Annotated in this window: 13 protein-coding genes and 1 pseudogene; 5 read left to right on the top strand and 9 right to left on the bottom strand. The window is 70.5% G+C overall.

Going from position 1 to position 16,846, the window contains the following annotated elements:
* Positions 1-513: 513 nt before the first annotated feature.
* Both putP and LHJ74_RS25200 read left to right on the top strand, forming a co-directional pair.
* Entirely contained in the window at positions 514-4,113 is a 3,600-nt protein-coding gene (putP, locus tag LHJ74_RS25205; RefSeq protein ID WP_311203350.1) for a sodium/proline symporter PutP, read from the top strand.
* Between the two features lie 214 nt (positions 4,114-4,327).
* Positions 4,328-5,074, top strand: coding sequence for a DUF8692 domain-containing protein (locus LHJ74_RS25200; RefSeq protein ID WP_260220499.1), 747 nt, complete (start codon positions 4,328-4,330; stop codon positions 5,072-5,074).
* Positions 5,075-5,275: 201 nt separating this feature from the next.
* On the opposite strand, the gene wrbA is transcribed toward LHJ74_RS25200, so the two are convergent.
* From wrbA to LHJ74_RS25155, 9 genes are all read right to left on the bottom strand, one after another.
* A complete protein-coding gene (wrbA, locus tag LHJ74_RS25195) occupies positions 5,276-5,893 on the bottom strand; it encodes an NAD(P)H:quinone oxidoreductase (RefSeq protein WP_260220498.1) in 618 nt (205 codons plus the stop codon).
* A gap of 508 nt (positions 5,894-6,401) precedes the next feature.
* On the bottom strand, positions 6,402-7,601 hold the full coding sequence (locus LHJ74_RS25190) for an IS701 family transposase (protein ID WP_260220497.1): 1,200 nt from the start codon (positions 7,599-7,601) through the stop codon (positions 6,402-6,404).
* A 408-nt stretch (positions 7,602-8,009) separates the two neighbouring features.
* Complete coding sequence (locus tag LHJ74_RS25185) at positions 8,010-8,924, bottom strand: pyridoxamine 5'-phosphate oxidase family protein (protein WP_260220496.1); 915 nt, start codon at positions 8,922-8,924, stop codon at positions 8,010-8,012.
* Between the two features lie 215 nt (positions 8,925-9,139).
* Positions 9,140-9,583 carry a VOC family protein gene (locus LHJ74_RS25180; protein WP_260220495.1) on the bottom strand — a complete coding sequence of 148 codons (444 nt, stop codon included), beginning with the start codon at positions 9,581-9,583 and terminating at the stop codon, positions 9,140-9,142.
* Positions 9,584-9,691: 108 nt separating this feature from the next.
* Positions 9,692-10,981, bottom strand: a complete 1,290-nt coding sequence (locus LHJ74_RS25175) for an NAD(P)/FAD-dependent oxidoreductase (protein WP_260220494.1) — start codon at positions 10,979-10,981, stop codon at positions 9,692-9,694.
* Positions 10,978-11,187, bottom strand: coding sequence for a ferredoxin (locus LHJ74_RS25170; protein WP_260220493.1), 210 nt, complete (start codon positions 11,185-11,187; stop codon positions 10,978-10,980). The genes LHJ74_RS25175 and LHJ74_RS25170 overlap by 4 nt, the downstream gene beginning before the upstream one ends.
* A gap of 353 nt (positions 11,188-11,540) precedes the next feature.
* The gene (locus tag LHJ74_RS25165; protein WP_260220492.1) at positions 11,541-12,263 is read right to left on the bottom strand and encodes a ScbR family autoregulator-binding transcription factor; all 723 of its coding nucleotides are present in this window, start codon (positions 12,261-12,263) and stop codon (positions 11,541-11,543) included.
* Positions 12,264-12,432: 169 nt separating this feature from the next.
* Positions 12,433-13,785 carry a PQQ-binding-like beta-propeller repeat protein gene (locus tag LHJ74_RS25160; protein ID WP_260220491.1) on the bottom strand — a complete coding sequence of 451 codons (1,353 nt, stop codon included), beginning with the start codon at positions 13,783-13,785 and terminating at the stop codon, positions 12,433-12,435.
* Positions 13,782-14,333, bottom strand: coding sequence for a SigE family RNA polymerase sigma factor (locus LHJ74_RS25155; protein ID WP_260220490.1), 552 nt, complete (start codon positions 14,331-14,333; stop codon positions 13,782-13,784). The genes LHJ74_RS25160 and LHJ74_RS25155 overlap by 4 nt, the downstream gene beginning before the upstream one ends.
* A gap of 470 nt (positions 14,334-14,803) precedes the next feature.
* Here LHJ74_RS25155 and LHJ74_RS25150 point away from each other — a divergent pair.
* The 3 genes and pseudogenes from LHJ74_RS25150 to LHJ74_RS25140 all read left to right on the top strand — a co-directional run.
* A pseudogene (locus LHJ74_RS25150) lies at positions 14,804-15,096 on the top strand (isocitrate lyase/phosphoenolpyruvate mutase family protein); the annotation flags it as partial.
* A gap of 127 nt (positions 15,097-15,223) precedes the next feature.
* Positions 15,224-15,955, top strand: a complete 732-nt coding sequence (locus LHJ74_RS25145; protein ID WP_260220489.1) for a DNA alkylation repair protein — start codon at positions 15,224-15,226, stop codon at positions 15,953-15,955.
* Between the two features lie 183 nt (positions 15,956-16,138).
* Positions 16,139-16,666 carry a hypothetical protein gene (locus LHJ74_RS25140; RefSeq protein ID WP_260220488.1) on the top strand — a complete coding sequence of 176 codons (528 nt, stop codon included), beginning with the start codon at positions 16,139-16,141 and terminating at the stop codon, positions 16,664-16,666.
* Positions 16,667-16,846: the final 180 nt, after the last annotated feature.

Below are 16,846 nucleotides of genomic sequence, written 5' to 3'. Positions count from 1 at the left end.
TTCCCTCCCTTCAGACATCGTGCCGCACGAAAACTCATCGTCTGATACGCCCCTCGGCGTCGGCGTCGGCGTCGGGCCGGGGCCGGAGCCGGGTCAGGTCAGGTCAGGTCAGCAGCCGGAGCCGGTCGTCAGCGGGCCGGTAGGCCGCTGGCAGGACCGGCGCCCCTTTGGGCCGGGCCGCCGGCCGCCCCCGCCCGGTGGTGGTGCCCTGCACCCCCGGCGGTTCACCGGCCTCCACGGTTCACCAGGTGTCGCGCTCGGCGTCCGGGTGACCGCGCGACGGCAGCAAGATCCTGCGCGCGCGACCTCGCCACCGCGTCGCCTGCGTGAGAGGATCTTGTCGGCGGCAGCCGGCTGTGAGAGCCTCTCCGCGCGGCCGCCGCTTTCGAGCAGCACACCCGACATTCCGCCCCCCGACGGCCTGGATCTGTAGATTTGTACAGCCGGGGCATGCAGCTGCCAGGCGCGCCGACGGTTGCGCCGGTGTTCGTGAACCTCGCAGGCGAGGACCGTATGTTCGACTTGAGCGTGCCGGTCGTGACCACGTTCCTGGTGTACGCGGCCGCCATGATCGGCATGGGTGTCTGGGCGTACACCCGCACTCAGACGTTCGCCGACTTCGCCCTGGGTGGCCGCCGGCTCAGCGCGTTCGCCGCCGCCCTGTCCGCGGGGGCCAGCGACATGTCCGGCTGGCTGTTCCTCGCGCTTCCCGGAGCGGTGTACGCGGCCGGCATCGGCGCCAGCTGGATCGCCGTCGGTCTGGTGGTCGGCACCTACCTCAACTGGCTGTTCGTCGCGCCGAGGCTGCGTACCTACACCGAGCGGGCCGGGAACGCGTTGAGCCTTTCGGCCTATCTGGAGGAGCGGTTCGAGGACCGCACCCGGGCGCTCAGAATGGTCTCGGCGGCGGTCACCGTGGTGTTCTTCACCGTCTATGTGGCAAGTGGGCTGGTGGCCGGCGGGCTGCTGTTCGAGCAGGTTTTCGACATCCGTTTCGGGCTCGGGGTGACCCTGACCGCCCTGGTGATCGTCATCTACTCGTGCCTCGGCGGCTTCCTCGCCGTCAGCCTGACGCACATGATGCAGGGCACGCTGATGTTCCTGGCCCTGGTCGTGCTCCCCGTGGTCGGTATCGTGGCGCTCGGCGGCTTCGGGGCACTGCGCGAAGCCCTCAACGACAAGGCGCCGGGCCTGCTGGACGTGGGGGCGGAGGCCCACTACACGGACGGCCAGTGGTCGGCGGGCGGGTCGCTCGGCGCCGTCGCGATCGTCTCGCTGCTCGCCTGGGGGCTCGGCTACTTCGGCCAGCCGCACATCCTGGCCCGCTTCATGGGAATCCGCAGCATCCGTGCCATCCCCGCGGCCCGCCGTATCGGAACGGGATGGGCCATCGTCGTCCTCGGCGGCGCCACGCTCGTCGGCCTCGTCGGGATCGCGCGGATCGGCGTGCCGCTCCAAGACCCGGACACGGCGTACATCGTCCTGAGCCGGACGCTGCTCAATCCCTGGATCGCCGGGCTGATACTGATCGCCGTACTGGCCGCGATCATGTCGACCGCGGACAGCCAGCTGCTGGTGGCGTCCGTCGCCCTCACCGAGGACTTCTACCGCGCGCTCCTCAACCGGCGCGCCTCGGACAGGGCGCTGGTGTGGGTGGCTCGCGGCGCCGTCGTCGTGGCGATCCTGGTCGCCTTCGTGATCGCGCTCAGAGGCGGCGGGCTGCTGAGCATCGTCGGCTACGCCTGGGCGGGTTTCGGCGCGGCCTTCGGACCGGTCGTCCTCCTGTCGCTGTACTGGCCGCGCATGACCTGGGCGGGGGCCATGGCCGGCATCGTGTCGGGGGCGGCCACGGTGCTTCTCTGGAAGAAGACCAATCCGTTGCTCGGGCAGCTCGAGTCGGGCATCTACGAAATGGTCCCCGGTGTGCTGGTCGCCACGGTCGCCGCGCTGGTCTTCGGCCGATTCGTCGGCCGGCCGCCCAAACGGGCCTTCTGGCGGATGCCGGGCGGCGGGGTGAACCAGCTGACGTTGACGCCGTTGCTCACCCACGCACCGGTCGGCATCGCCGTCCTGGACAGGGACCTGCGCTACGTCTGGGTGAATGAGCCGCTGGACCGCCTGATCCCCCTCGAGCAGCGGCTGGGGCGGCAGATGAAGGACGTGCTGCCGAGGCTGGAGGCGGAGGCGTTCGAGGGGCAGATGCGGACGGTTCTGGAGACCGGGGACCCGGTGATGGACTACGAGTACCGCGGCCCCGCTTACACCGACCCCGACCGCGGGCGCGCGTCCTCCGCCTCCTTCTTCGCGATGAAGGACAGCCAGGGCCGGCAGGTGGGCGTCTGGTACATGGTCGTCGACGTCACCGAGCGGTGGCGGGCCCAGGAACGCCTGGCCCTGCTGAACCACGCCAGCGCCCGTATCGGCAGCACCCTGGATGTGACGCGGACCGCGCAGGAGCTGGCCGACGAGGCCGTGCCGTCCCTCGCCGACTTCGTCGCCGTCGACTTGCTGGACACGGTCATGAGGGGGGAGGAACCGGCCCCCGGGCCGGTCGGCATGACGCCCGTCCTCCGCCGCGCGGGTCAGCAGTCGGTGCGCGAGGGTGCTCCGGAGGCGACTCTGGCCCTGGGAGAAACGGTACGGCGTGCCCCCTCGTCGCCCGTGGCCCGCTGCCTGCTGGAGGGCAGGACCATGGTGGAGCGGACACTGGACCCCGCCACCAGCGCCTGGGTGACCGAGGACCACTTCCTGGGCGCCTCCATTCGCGCGTACGGCTTCCGCTCGCTGATGGTCGTTCCGGTCCGGGCGCGCGGCGTCACCCTGGGCGTGGCGACGTTCGCCCGGTCGCGCCGCCTCGGCCCCTTCGAGGAGGACGACGCACGCCTCGCCGAGGAGATCGTCTCCCGTGCGGCGGTGTGCGTCGACAACGCGCGCCGCTTCACTCGCGAGCGCACCGCGGCCCGTTCCATGCAGCGTTCGCTGCTGCCGCAGGAGCTGGCGGGAGGGTCCGCTCTGGAGGTGGCGTCCTGGTACCTCCCGGCGGATGCCCCCAGCGGTGTGGGCGGCGACTGGTTCGACGTGATCCCGCTCTCCGGAACCCGGGTCGCACTGGTCGTCGGTGACGTGGTCGGACACGGCATGAACGCGGCGACCACCATGGGGCGCCTGCGCACCGCGGTCCGCACGCTCGCCAACCTGGACCTTCCGCCGGACGAACTGCTCGCCCATCTGGACGATCTGGTCATCGGCCTCATGGGGGCACACGACGGCGACGGGACGGCGTCGGCCGAGGACGAGACCGCGGGAGCGGCCTTCCTGGGTGCCACCTGCCTGTACGCCGTGTACGACCCGGTCAGCAGACGGTGCACGCTGGCCCGTGCCGGTCACCTCCCGCCCGTCATCGTCGGCCCGGACGGCGGCGTCGCCGACATCCTCGACATGCCCGCCGGGCCGCCCCTCGGCCTCGGCTACCTCCCCTTCGAGTCCGTCGAAGTGGAGCTGGCCGAGGGAAGCCTCATCGCGCTCTACACCGACGGCCTCATCGAGACCTTCGACCGGGACATCGACATCGGGCTCTCCCGCCTGGGCGACGCCCTCACGGCGCCGGGGCCGGAGCTGGAGGAGATCGGTCGCACCGCGGTCGACGCGCTGCTGACGGGACCTCCGTCCGACGACGTGGCCCTGCTCCTCGCCCGGACCCACGGCCTGGCTCCGGAGCGGGTCGTCTCCTGGGACCTGCCCAGGGACCCGGCCGCCGTCGGACACGCCCGCACCCTCGCCGGCCGGCAGCTGGCGGAGTGGGACATGGACGAGCTGACGTTCACCACGGAGCTCATCGTCAGCGAGCTGGTCACCAACGCCATCCGCCATGCGGCCGGATCCGTACGCCTCCGCCTGATCCGGGACCGCGGCCTGATCTGCGAGGTCTCCGACGCCAGCAGCACGTCTCCGCGCCTGCGCCATGCCCGGACCACCGACGAGGGAGGGCGCGGCCTGCTGATCGTGGCCCAGCTCGCCCAGCGCTGGGGCACCCGCTACACGGCGACCGGCAAGATCATCTGGACGGAGCAGATCATTCCCCCGGACATGCTCGCCGCCGGAACCGTCGCCTGAGAAGGTGCCGACGATCTTGTCCTGACACCGGCCGGCAGCCGGTGCCTGCGGCTGCGCGACCGGATGGTGCGGCGCTGCTCGTTCTCCGCTTCAGCCCCGACGACTGGGCCGAGCCCGTCGCGTACGCGCCGTCGCGGGAGGTCTGTCTGAAGGAGGACCATACGGGGCGCCCCGGGCACTTCTTCCTCTGAACAAGCGGCTAGCCTCCGTACGCATGACCGAACCTCAAACCAACGACCGACTCGGGGGTGAGCTCCCGAGACCCCCGGCCCGCCGCGTCCTGTGGTTCGCCGCGGGCGCCACCGCGGCCCTGCTCGTCGCCGACCTCGCCACGCGCGCCTACAACCGGTACGACCCCATACCGGGTATCCGCAGGTTCGTGAACGTCGACGTCGAGGCCAACCTGCCCACCTGGTGGAACAGCACGCTGCTGCTCGCCGTGGCGGGCGTGGCGCTGACCGCCGCACTGCTCAGCCGGCGCGGCGCGCGCCCCGGGCGGCTGTCCTGGCTGGGTCTTGCCGCCGCGACCGCACTGCTCAGCATCGACGAGACGGCCTCACTCCACGAGCGCCTCGGCGAGGTCGGCAAGTCGTGGAAGGAATGGGCCGGGGTCTCGCTGCCCACACACGCCTGGGTGCTGCCCGGCGTGGTCCTCGCGGTGACGGGCACCTTGTGCGCGGTGCTGTGGGCGCGGAAGCTCCCGCGTGACCTGCGGTACGGGCTGCTGGGCGCACTGGCGGTGTACCTGGGCGGGGCGCTGCTGACCGAGGCGTTCAACGGCTGGGCGCACGAGAACGGCTACAGCACCGTGCTCATGCTGGGAACGATCGTGGAGGAGGGTTTGGAGATGAGCGGCTGCCTCGTTGCCCTCGCCGTCCTCAACCGGTACGTGATGCTGGAGCACGACCCGGCGTCCGGGCGCGCGGTGGTCCGGCTGCGGGACCTTTCGCAACACTCCTAGGGCTGCTGCCGACGCCGACGCCGACGCCGACGCCGACGCCGACGCCGACGCGGACGCCGACGCGGACGCCGACGCGGACGCCGACAACGGCACGGGCCCGTGCGCGACGTGAGGCGCGCACGGGCGGGGACGCCGGGTCAGTGGTCGTGGCGGGCGACCGGCCAGTCCGGCGGCACGGGCGTCCTCCGCGCCGGCTGTCGTTCAGGCCGCGGCCTGGAGCCCGTGTTTGAGCGCGGTCCCGATCTCCACCGCACGACGGGCCTGGAACGTGACGGCGGCCAGGTTCTCCGCGCCGGGGGCCTCGCCGTTGTAGCCGACGTGGCTGGCGCCGTACGGGTTGCCGTTCTTGATGTCGAACTGGACGGGGTCGGCGTAGCCGGGAGCGACGATGATCGCGCCCCAGTGGTAGAAGGTGTTGTTCAGTGCCAGGAGGGTGCTTTCCTGGCCGCCGTGGGTCTGCGAGGTCGAGACGAAGGACGAGATGACCTTGTTGACCAGCTTCCCCTTGGCCCAGATGCCACCGGTGGTGTCGATGAACTGCTTGAGCTGGGCGGTCGGCAGCCCGTAGCGGGTGGGAGTGCCGAAGAGGATCACATCGGCCCACTCCAGGTCGTCCAGGCTCGCGACGCCCACGTCCTTGGTGGCCTCACGGTGGGCGGCCCAGGCCGGGTTGGAGGCGATGGCGGCCTCCGGCGCCAGTTCGGCCACCTGACGCAGCCGGACCTCGGCGCCCGCCTTCTCCGCCGACTCAGCGGCGGCCAGGGCCAGCTGGTGGACGTTACCGGTGGACGAGTAGTAGATGACGGCGACGTTCGTCACGGTGCGCTCCTTGATCGGATGTGCGGGGCGTGGAGGTTCCAGAACCGCAACTGAGCATCGCGCGGCACTCGTTGAGCTCTCGAACGATGCGGGGCGATTTCGTCACGTCCGATCGGGCGCGGCGGGGGAGGAGCCGTTCCGGCCTGCCCTTGTGACGAAGTATCCGGTGTTGAGTGCCCCTGTCACACCTCTTCCGTCACAGTGAGTCAGACCGACGCAGCGCGGGATCCTGCCGCTCGTCGACGCTGCCCGCGGGCGCAGCGGGCCGGCCTCTGCGCCGTCCTGCGCCGTCGGCGGCTTCCCGCGATGCTGCGGCATCTGGCGGCCGGGCAGGTCGGGTTGGTGACCTGCGGTGCGAACGTGCCGGTGGCGGAGGTGCGTCGCGCGTTGGCGGCGGAGCTCGACCGCCGGGCGGCATGACGCGCGCTGCGACCGGCGATCCTGGCGACCCCGGCGGCTCGGGAGCCGTAGCCGGCGGGGTGGGCCGCCGAGATCCGAAGGAGACGGCCTACGCGGAGCGGCTCATGCTCCGTTCGCCGCGCTCTCCCTGGTGGCGCGAGGCGGAGAGGGTCACGATCGCGTGCGCGACGGAGCTGAGCGTGACATGACGGTGCCAGCCGCCGAACGTACGGCCCTCGAAGTCCCGTACGCCGACCCGGGTGCTGATCTCGGCGAAGTCGTTGTCGACCCGCTCGGTCAGCCTCCCGAGCCGCAGCAACAGGACCGGCGGCGCGTCGGTCAGGTTGGTCAGCCACAGCTCGTCCGGCTGCCGCCGCCCTCCCGTCCAGGCACCTGCCAGCTGCAGCGGCAGTCCTCCGCCCGAAGCGGGCAGGGTGACCTTGGTGCCGGTCACGAGCGCCGGGCGGTTGACCGGGCGTTGCGGGCCGGTCAGTCCGACCTGCCGGGACGCCTTCTTCACCCACTTGACCAGCTGCTGGGCCTGCAGCAGTTGGTCGCCGTGCCCCGTGGACAGCGTCTCGTTCGGCAGTAGCGGCGTGGTTCCGTCGATGCGCAGGACGAACGGGATGCCCTGGCGAAAGAAGTTCCGCACCAGTTCGCCCGCGTCGTGGTCACGGACGTCCATCACCAGGGGACGGCAGCGCAACCCCCAGGTGCGCAGCGGCTCCAGGGCCGTGTGCAGCGCCACGGTGCCGGGATCGGCCTCGTCCTCGCCGTCCGGTATCTCCGCGCGCCTGCGCCGCTCCGTGTCCCGCAGCCAGTCGCTGGGCAGGATCATCCGCCAGTTGACGGGCGCGCTCTGCTCCTCGTTGGCCATCCAGACGCTGTACGACTTCTGGCTGTTGACGACACGTCCCAGCTGGGGAACGAAGGACTCCTCGACCCCCACCGTGTGTTCGCCGGTCTTGACGACGAACATCGGCCGGATCACCCAGGCGTGCGGCAGCAGCGTCCGCTCCAGATGGCCGGCCAGGGCTCTGCGCACCGGCAGCCAGTCCCAGGACGACTTGCTGATGAAGTGGTGCAGCCGCTGTTCGGCGGCGCCGCCCCCGACGACCGAGGCAATCGACCGCATGGATTTGCGGCCGGGGGTCGAGAGCAGCCCGGAGACGTACGACTCGCCGCGCTCCCGCTGATCGCGCCGGGGCAGTGACGTGAGCATGTGCTTCGAGAACTCGGTCACGAAGTCGTCGGCGCCACCGCCCCAGGCGGTGTCCGGCCGTCCTTCCCTGCCCTTGGTCCCTTCCACCGGGTCCCCTTCCCCTGGATGAGACCCGGTCCGTCGCTCCTGTCGGCATGCCGGGGAGTCGACGAGCCGGGCCAACTCGACGACCTCATCAAACCACGCAGTTGGTTTTTATTCGAGCGAGTAGGGGGCACTCTGTCAGATCCAAGTGACCGATTTGCGTGGCGTGTATGGGAAAAGGCTGGGGAATTGGCAGGCGTGGCTTCGGAAGAGAGCTTAGGTGAGTGCTCGCCTGGAGGTTACTAAAAAGGAAGGTGGTCGGTTTTTCATCAGTGGCTCGTCACCACGTGCCCGTACTCGCCTGCTTTCGTACCGGGTATGCCGTGCCCGGCGCCGAGAGACCCTGGGCCGGGCCCGCGACGGACCCGGCCTTGATGACCTCTCGTTGCCTGCCCAGGGCCCTTCGCCGTGTCAGGACGAGCCGGACACCGGGGGGTTGAAGCGCGAGAAGACCGGGTCGGTCCAGCGCAGCGGCACCGCGCCCCGTAGCTCACGGACCTCGCTGACGTGGAAGTCGACAAGCCGCTGGGCTCCGGGGACGAGAGCAGCCGAGTCGGCGTCCCAGTCGGTGTGCGCGCTTCCCGTGAGGTGCAGCAGGGCGCCGGTCCGCCAGTCCGGGAAGACCAGGCCGGCGGCGGGGTTGAGCGCGAGGTTGCCCAGCGTGAGGAACATGGCGTTGCCCAGGTAGTCCGGCCAGCGCAGATGTGTGGGCGAGAGCACCTGCACGAAGCCGGTGCTGCCGCCGCGGTGCGAGACGTCCGCGTCGCCCTGGGGGGACGCGGTGGCGACGAAGAAGGTGTCGGCCCCGCTGACGGCGAGCTGCTGACCGGCGGTGAGCGCGGTGCCGGTGGTGGCCGAGCGGGGGCCCGCCTCGCCCGGGGGCAGGAGGGTGAAGTCCCGCTTCTGGATGTACTTGGGGCAGTTGGCTATCACCTGGTGGAGATCGACCTGGAATCCTGTCCTGGTGGGGTGGGCGAGCCCGTTGATCCGCATACGGCGACGGTTCGCGGGCTCGATGGCGATCATTCCGACGTCCACGCTGCCGGCGAGGACGCCGGCCAGCGGATCATCGGGGGCGGGCCGGGTGTCGACGGTCAGCGTGATCGGGTTGACGGCTCGCAGGAAGCCGGGCTCACCCGCCAGGACCGTGGCCCACATCCGGCCCGTGCTGTCCGCCGCCCCGAGCACGACCATCGGCTGCTGGAGCAGGAACTCCGCCGCGATGTCCGGGACGGTAGAGCCGATGCCGCCGAGTGCCGTCTCGGCGTACTGGCGCAGGCCCGCGCGTTCCTGTACGGCTACTTCTCCGCTGTGGTAAATGGCCACGAGATGCTCTCCAGGTGCGGTCGGGGTGGGCGGACGGAGTGGTACGGGTTCTCTTGCGCGAGCCCGTCGGGCGGATCTCTGCGGGGCGGCCCCGAGGTGCCCGGTACGTGTCCCGGACCGGGCACCTCCCGGACCTGGCACCTCCCGGACCTGGCGGGCCCGGGAGGTGCCCCTGCGGTCTGCTCTCAGAATCCGCCGGACAGGCTCTGGGCGGCCTAGAAGAAGCCGCAGGTGGGGGCACCGGCCACCGGCGCCGTGCCCTCGGCGCCCTCCGGCGCGTAGATTTCCAGGCGGGTGCCGTCGGGGTCGGTGAAGAAGATGCCGCCGGAGGACGCGCCCTCGCCGTGCGGAACGATTCCGTCGTAGGCGAACTCGGTGCCCAGCTCACGGAGTACCTGCTCGGCGGACTTCACGTCCTCGACCGACTCGACCTGGAAGGACATGTGGTGCAGTCCCGCGCGGTCGGTGGCGAAGCCCTCCGTGGACTGCTGCCACAGCGCCACCAGGAGCTGCCCGTCACGGGTGAGCAAGGCGAAACGGCGGCCGTCCTCCTTGCCCTCGGCGCTGATGGAGAGGCCGAGGGCCTTGGTGTAGAACGCGATCGAGCGCTCGATGTCGGTGACGTTGATGCCGACGTGTCCGGTCTGCATGGTGCTCATGGTCAGTCACATTCCTTCTTGTGAGATCCGGTTCTCGGTGACCGGAAGTACGTGGTGTGCGGTTCTTCGTGGGGCTGGGGGCCGACTCCCGCCTGGGCGGGTCGGCGGTCAGGAGGTGGCGGCCTGCCGGCCGGGGAGAGGTCCGTCCGGAGCCAGCGCGAGGGCCGCCGCCAGTTGTGCCTGATAGGAGGCGGTCCGGGCCGCGCGGTTGGCGGTCAGGGCGCCGACCAGTGCACCGTCGCGGTAGTAGGCGAGGTCGAGACGGCGGCGCTCGGTACTCTGCTCGCGCACCTCGACCGTGTCGGCGAGCTCCGGCAGGCCCACCGAGCGGAACTTGACGCCGTACTGGTCGGACCAGAAGGACGGCACCGGCCGGTACGCGGTCGGCTCCTGGGGGAAGAGCAGGGTCCGCGCCGCGACCTCGGCCTGCTCGACGGCGTTGCTCCAGTGCCCGAGTGTGAGACCGCGCCCCGGTACCCAGGGATGCGGCCAGCGGGCCACATCCCCGGCCGCGACGATGCCCGGCACGTGGGTACCGTCCGTGCGCAGCGCCCGGCAGTACGCGTCGACGCGCACGCCCTGGTCGAGGGCCAGGCCGGAGCCGGCGAGCCACCCGGTGGAGGGCACCGCGCCCAGAGCGACGACAACGGTGCCGGCCGCCACCGAGGTCCCGTCGGACAGCTCGGCCCCGGTCACCCGGTCGTCGCCGTCGCCGTCGCCCGTCAGGGCCTCCACGCGGGTGCCGCAGCGCAGGTCCACGCCCGCGTCCCGGTGCAGGCGCTCCACGAAGGCCGCGGCCTCCGCGCCGAAGCGTCCGATCCAGGGGCGGGCGGCCTTGTCGACCAGGGTGACCGGCACATCGGCGGCCCTCGCGGCGGCGGCGATCTCCGTACCCACGAAGCCCGCACCCGCGATGAGAAGCGGCCCGCCGCCGGCCAGCGCCGCGCCGAGAGCGCGCGCGTCGTCAAGACCGCGCAGCGTGTGGACGCCTCGGCGTGGCGCGTCGGCGACCCAGGGGCGGGCGCGGGAGCCGGTGGCGATCACCAGTCCCTCGCAGGGCATTTCCGTACCGTCGTCGAGGGCGACGACGAGGCGCCTGGGGTCGAGCCGTTCGGCGGCCCGGCCCAGCACCCAGTCCGCCTCCAGCCCGTCGAGGGGGAGCCCGAAGCGTTCGGCGTCGGCCGGGCCCGTCAGGAACTCCTTGGACAGCGGCGGCCGGTCGTAGGGCGGGTGCCTTTCGTCCCCGACGAGGGTCAGCCGCCCGCCGTATCCCCGCTCGCGCAGAGCGCGAGCGGCGCGCACTCCGGCGAGCGAGGCGCCGACGACGATGATGCCCGGGCCCGTGGCGGACGTGAGTGGGCCGGACGTGAGCGGGCCGGTCATGCGTGGCCCGGTCATGCGCCGGCCGCCAGTGAGCCGCCGGTGAAGGTGATGGCCCGGACCGGGCAGACGGCCGCGGCCTTGGCGACCTTCTCCTGCAGTTCGTCGCCGGCCTCCTCCGTGTAGAGGAGGTAGTCGTCGTCGTCGAAGGAGAACACCTCGGGCGCGGCGAAGACGCACTGGCCGTGGTTGTCGCACAGGTCCCTGTCGACGTGGGTCTTCATGACGCTGCCTCTCCTCCTTCTTCGCGCGTTGCCGCGCCTAACTGTCTAAGTAAGTTTGAACGGTTGGAGGTTATTCCGGCCCGGCTGGAGAATTTGCCGCGTGCGGCCCGATCACGACGATGCGCGAGCACGGGAGGCCCCGGCATCCCGGCCTCCGACACTTCGTCAGGTGCGGGGACGCCAATGCCGAGTTGCCCCTTTGGGCACAGCGAAGGGCCCGCCACCGCGTGGGTGGCGGGCCCGTGAGCCGTTGCTGGGCGACGTACTGGAGCGGCGCACGCGTCATGCGTACGCGTCGATGTGGCGGCAAACCGGCGGCGCTGCGAAACGCTCCGCCGGTGGTTTCTGTATCCCTATGCCCCCGCGGGGGTCCTGGAGGCGAGCGGCCCCTCGGCCGGGTCGTCCCTGGCGGCCGTCTCCGGCGTCTCTGCCTCCGCGGCCGGGTGATCGGTGACCGCGGCCACCACCCGCGCCCCGCGGTCGGGCCGCGTGTCCAGCCTGCCGAGGATCCCCGGCACGGCGATGGCCGGCAGCATGTGGTCGTACAGCAGGCCGATCTGGCGCTCCAGGCACTCCAGGTTGGTCGCCGCCTGAGAGGTCAGCGACAGTCCGGTGAAGGAACCGACGAGGATCGCGGCGGTATCCTCCGGCACCACGTGCGGAAGCAGCTCGCCCTGTGCCCTGGCTTGCCCGAGCAGGTTCGCGACCAGTCCGGTCCACTCGCTGTACGGGGCGTGGAAGATCTCCCGCGAGCTCTGGTCCGCGGCGAGCCGGGAAGCCGCGCGCAGCACGACCTCGCGCGGCATCCGATGGGCCAGCACCATGCTGACGTCCACGACCTCCTGCAGCTTGCACGCCTGCTCGGGCACCCCGTCGGTGGTCACCGCATAGGCGAGTACGCCCCTGGCGAGGTCTTCCTTGGATGAGAAGTGGAAGTACAGCGCGCCCTTCGTCACATCCGCGCGGAGGAGGATGTCCGCGATGGTCGCCGCCTCGTATCCACGCTCAGCCAAGACGGCGGCGGCTGCCTCCAGGATCGCCGCACGAGTCCTGTTCGCGCGCTCCTGGCGTGCCATCAGGCCCCCTCTCACTCCCCGTTCGCCTGCAGGTTCTGCCTCAGTTTGCCTCAGAACGAGTGGCAAAACAAACCGGGTAGTCTGTATCTTGGCCGTGGAGTGGGCGGCCGCTCCGCGCGGAAGGCCCACGGCCGGGGCGGGGGTGCGGCCCCGGCCTGGGCCCCTCGGGTCAGCCGTCGATCGGCGGCGAAAAGGAGACGATCTTGCTGCCGTTACGGGCGACCAGCATGTTCTCGTAGAGCAGCAGTTGGGGCGAGTCCACGAAGCCGGGCCCCGGCTTGCCGGTCTCGACGACGGTGTGCCAAGCCCGCTGGCCCGTGCGCAGATCGAGGGCGGACAGTTCCCCGGCCGGGCTGAAGAAGTACACGGCTCCCTCCCTCTCCGACACCACGGGAGAGGCGAGGCCCGTCATCGTGTCCTTGTCGGGCATCTTGACGCCCACAGGGCCGGTCCACAGGGTCTTTCCCGTAGTCAGCGAGTAGGCCGAGGCTTCACCCTGCCAGGACACGGAGATCAAACGATCACCGACGATATCCGAGCCGGCCAGCTCCCCCTCGATCCGATAGGGGTGTGAGACCCGCTCCCCGGAGCCGCTGATGGTGGTCAGTCGCAGATCCTTTCCGGCCGCATCCTTCGCCGCTCCGATCAGGACCATCCGGTCCTTTGACGTCCCGATGAGCTCCTGCCTGCCGGGAAGGGCCGTGACCTTCTCGGCACTCCCGGTGGCGGGATCGAGACGGAAGACGTCGGCGCCGTCCGGCTTCTCGACGTCCTGCATACACACGAGATGCGGTACGTCGCTCAGCACCGTCCGTTGGCACACGGTGCCCTTGTCCCAGGTGTGGCGCCACTTCTCCTTGCCGGTCAGCGGGTCGAGCGCCGACATCGTGCGAAGCGACGGGGTGTTCGCCAGCACAGCGCCGTCGATGAGCATGGCGGCCTGGTCGGAGCGGTCGTCCTGCGGCATCTCGACTGCCCACAGCACATCGCCGGTGTCGGCGTCCACCGCCATCAGGTCGGTACCGCCCGCATAGTCCCCGTTCGGCTGCTTCTCCGCGGTGTGATTGCGGTAGGCATAGACCACGCCATCGCGCACAGCGAACGGGTGGTCGATTCCGCCGCCTTCACGATTGACCTTGACAGCCCACAGCTGTTCGCCGGTGTTGGCGTCGAACTTCGCGGCGTCGTACTTGGGCCCGCTGCAGTACAGCGCGGAACCGTCCACCAGGCAGCCCCGCTCACTGGCGCCCGGGGCGTCGATCTGCCACGGCTCCCAGCCCTCCGGCGACGCCGCCGGCAGCACAGGCCGGTCCGGCCCGGCCGCACCGCCGCCCCCGAAGCCCGACACCGCCCCCATGGTGATCGCGGCAACGGCCACCACAGCCCCGGCGGCCTGCGAGAAACGGCGCCGGCTGCGCCGCCGCAGCACCTTCTCGACCAGGTCATCGGGTGCCTGCACCCGGTCCAGGACGACCGCGTGCAGCGTCTCCCGGACCTTCTCCTCCACCTGCTCCGTCGTCATGCCTGGATCTCCTTCGGCGTATAGCTGAGCGGCTGCACCTTTTCCGCGAACCCTTCGGGCCCGAGCTCCGGTACGAGCACCCGGAGTTTGGCGAGTGACCGGTGCGCCGTACTGCGCACCGTGCCGACCGGACACCTCAGCAGCGCCGCCACCTCGGCCTCCGGCAGGTCTTCGTAGTAGCGCAGCACGACCACGGCCCGCTGCCGCTTCGTCAGCTGCCCGAGCGCCGCCCACAGTGCGATCCGCAGCTCGGAGTCCGGCCCGGCGTCGGCGTCCCTTCCGTACTCGGGCAGTACGGGCACCGTCGTCTCGGCGCGGTGCCTGCGCAGCCGCCAGCGGTTGACCTGCTGGCGGTATATGACCTGGCGGACGTACGCCTCGGGCTGCTCGACCTGCGCCCAGCGCCCGTAGGCTTTCATCAGCGCGATCTGCAGCAGATCCTCCGCGGCATGCCGGTCCCCGCCGGTGAGCAGCACCGCGAGTTGCAGCAGCGCGGTGGAGCGCATCGCTACGAACTCCCGGAACTCATCGTGACTCGAGGCCTCCATCGACCCTCCCCTTCTTGGCAACCATCACGACGCGATGAGCCGCCCGCAGCTATCCCTCAACACGTGAGCTTGTGTGTTCACACCACGTTGGGGACACCTGCGTGCCGTGCCACACGGCGGCGGATGCGCCGCCGGGCGGAGCAATCGGCCGAGAGCGGAGGAGCTGTTCATCTCGCCGAAGACGGCTGCGGCAAGTAAGGCATGCATCGCGCGCCTTGCGGGAGCGGCACGGCCCACGTGCCTGCCTCTGCACGAACCGGCTCCGCTGCGGGGCAGCCATCGATGGCTCGCCCAGCCGGGTTTCCTGGGGCGTGGCGTCCATGTGGCGTCAGGACCGCAGAGCGGCCTCCGCATGCGTTGACGGCGGCACTGGTCCTGAGCGCGTTCGGCGTCTCCGACCGCGGCCACCCATCGTCATCCGTGCACCTGAGCGTCGTGGATGTCAGTCCGACGACGCTTACACGCTGATGGCCCGTGCGGACGGCATCTTCGTCCCCGGCGTCACCGACACCGCGCTCATCGCGGCGCTGGCCAGGGGCATCTCCGTACCGCTGAACGTGATGGCCGTCCCCGGCGCCCGACCGTGGCCGAGCTCGGAGCTCTCGGCGTGGCTCGCGTCAGTCTCGGTTCGGGCGTGGCGCAAGCCGCCTACGCCGCCGCCCGCCGCGCCGCGCAGGAACTCTTCGGCACCGGCGACTACGGCTCCCTCGCCGAGGGCATCGCTTACCCCGAACTCCAAGCACCTCTCTCCGAGCGCCACTGACCGGCCCACCAGCTGGCCTCGCACACCCGGAGGCGTGCGGGGGAACCTGGTGTCGAGGTGATGACCGGGCTGGGGCCGATGTCCGGGCTGGCGGAGAGTACGGTGCTGTGCGGTAGCGTCCGCAGGCATGGCGACGGCTTCACTCGATGCGTTACGGGCCGAGTTGCGGGATCTGGCGGAACCGGCTGTCCGGGCCCAGCAGGTACGTGTGCTCAGTCCCGCCGACGATGACCAACTGCTTGGCGTACGTGTGCCGAAGCTGCGGCAACTGGCCCGCGCGTACAGGGCGTTGACGTTGGACGACGTGGACGTGCTGCTGCACAGCCGGGTTCATGAGGAGCGGTTTGCCGGGCTCCTGATGCTGGCCGAGCGGGTTCGCTCGACGCGTGGCGCGGACCGCAAGGCGCTGGCTGATTTCTATTTGGCACGCACAGAATGTGTCGGCAACTGGGACTTGGTGGATGGTTCCGCACATGTCGTTCTGGGACCGTGGCTTCTGGACGATCCCTCGCACCTAGAGGGCGTACTGGACGAGTTGGCCGCTTCGGCGTGGTTGTGGGACCGCAGGATCGCGGTGCTCTCCACGCTGGCCCTGATCCGCGACGGCCAGTTCCAGCCGACGTTCCGCCTGGTGCTGGCACTGCGTCAGGATCCGGAGCCGTTGATCCACAAGGCGCTCGGCTGGATGTTGCGGGAGATCGGCCGTCGGGACGAGCCGCTGATGGTGCACTTCCTGGACCAGCATCTCGCCGAGCTGCCGCGGATCACGGTTCGCTACGCGACGGAGCGGCTGTCGCCGGGTGAGCGCGCACGGTTCGTGAAGAGGCGTCCGCGCCCGCACCCTCGTGTATCCCCCTGAACGGGCATGACTTCTGGCTGCGCCCCGTTTCAGCTGTCCCGTACCGACGGCGGCTGTGTCATGGACTCGTAACCACCCTTCTCCCGGAGGCGTGGCATCGGTCACGATGATGATCGACCAAGGAGTACAGCAGCCGCGCAGTCGCCGACCGCACCACGCACATGCTCTGGGGGATCCCGCACCATGCTTCGTACGCACTGCCGCAAGACCGTCCTCACCACCGTCGCCCTCGTGGCGTCCACCGCTCTGCTCACGGCCTGCCAGGACAGCGGCAGCGACTCGGACAGCAAGAAGACGAAAGGTTCCTCCTCCTCTTCGAAGGACGCGAACGACTCGAAGGGGTCGGACGAGTTGGGGGAGTTGAAGGAGACGTCCGGTGGCAGCGAGGACCAGGGCAGCGGCGACGACGCGAAGACGCAGACCGGCGACAACTCGGACGGCGGCAAGGGTGTCAGCGGTACCTGGTTCGGCACGGTCTCGTATCTGGCTCCGGGTAAGTACACGGTCAGTGACATGAAGGGTGTGAAGCAGGCGTTCTTCACCTCCACGACCACCAAGATCCAGGGCTCCGGTGACATCTGTGGTGACGCCGGCGGCCAGGCGGCCCAGAAGTGCACGGAGGCGGAACTCGAGGCCGCTGCCAAGAAGGGCGTCTCCGCGAAGGTGCGGATCAAGAACGGCACCGCCGTCAGCGTCATCGACGACCACTGACGCCCGCGCTGGCCACGCTCCGGCCCGGCCCGGCCCGGCCTGGCCCAGCCCAGCCCAGCCCAGCGCAGTGCCGAGAGCACCTGCGGGTCTGTGCCCTGTGTGCTGCAAGTCAGAAGCCCTCCTGCCCTCTCGGGCAAGGGGGCTTCCGACCTGCCCCCGCGCCCCGCCGAGCTGTGAACC

This window comes from Streptomyces gossypii (assembly GCF_025165795.1).
GTDB lineage: Bacteria > Actinomycetota > Actinomycetes > Streptomycetales > Streptomycetaceae > Streptomyces > Streptomyces gossypii.
This window is presented reverse-complemented; position numbering and strand designations above follow the sequence as displayed.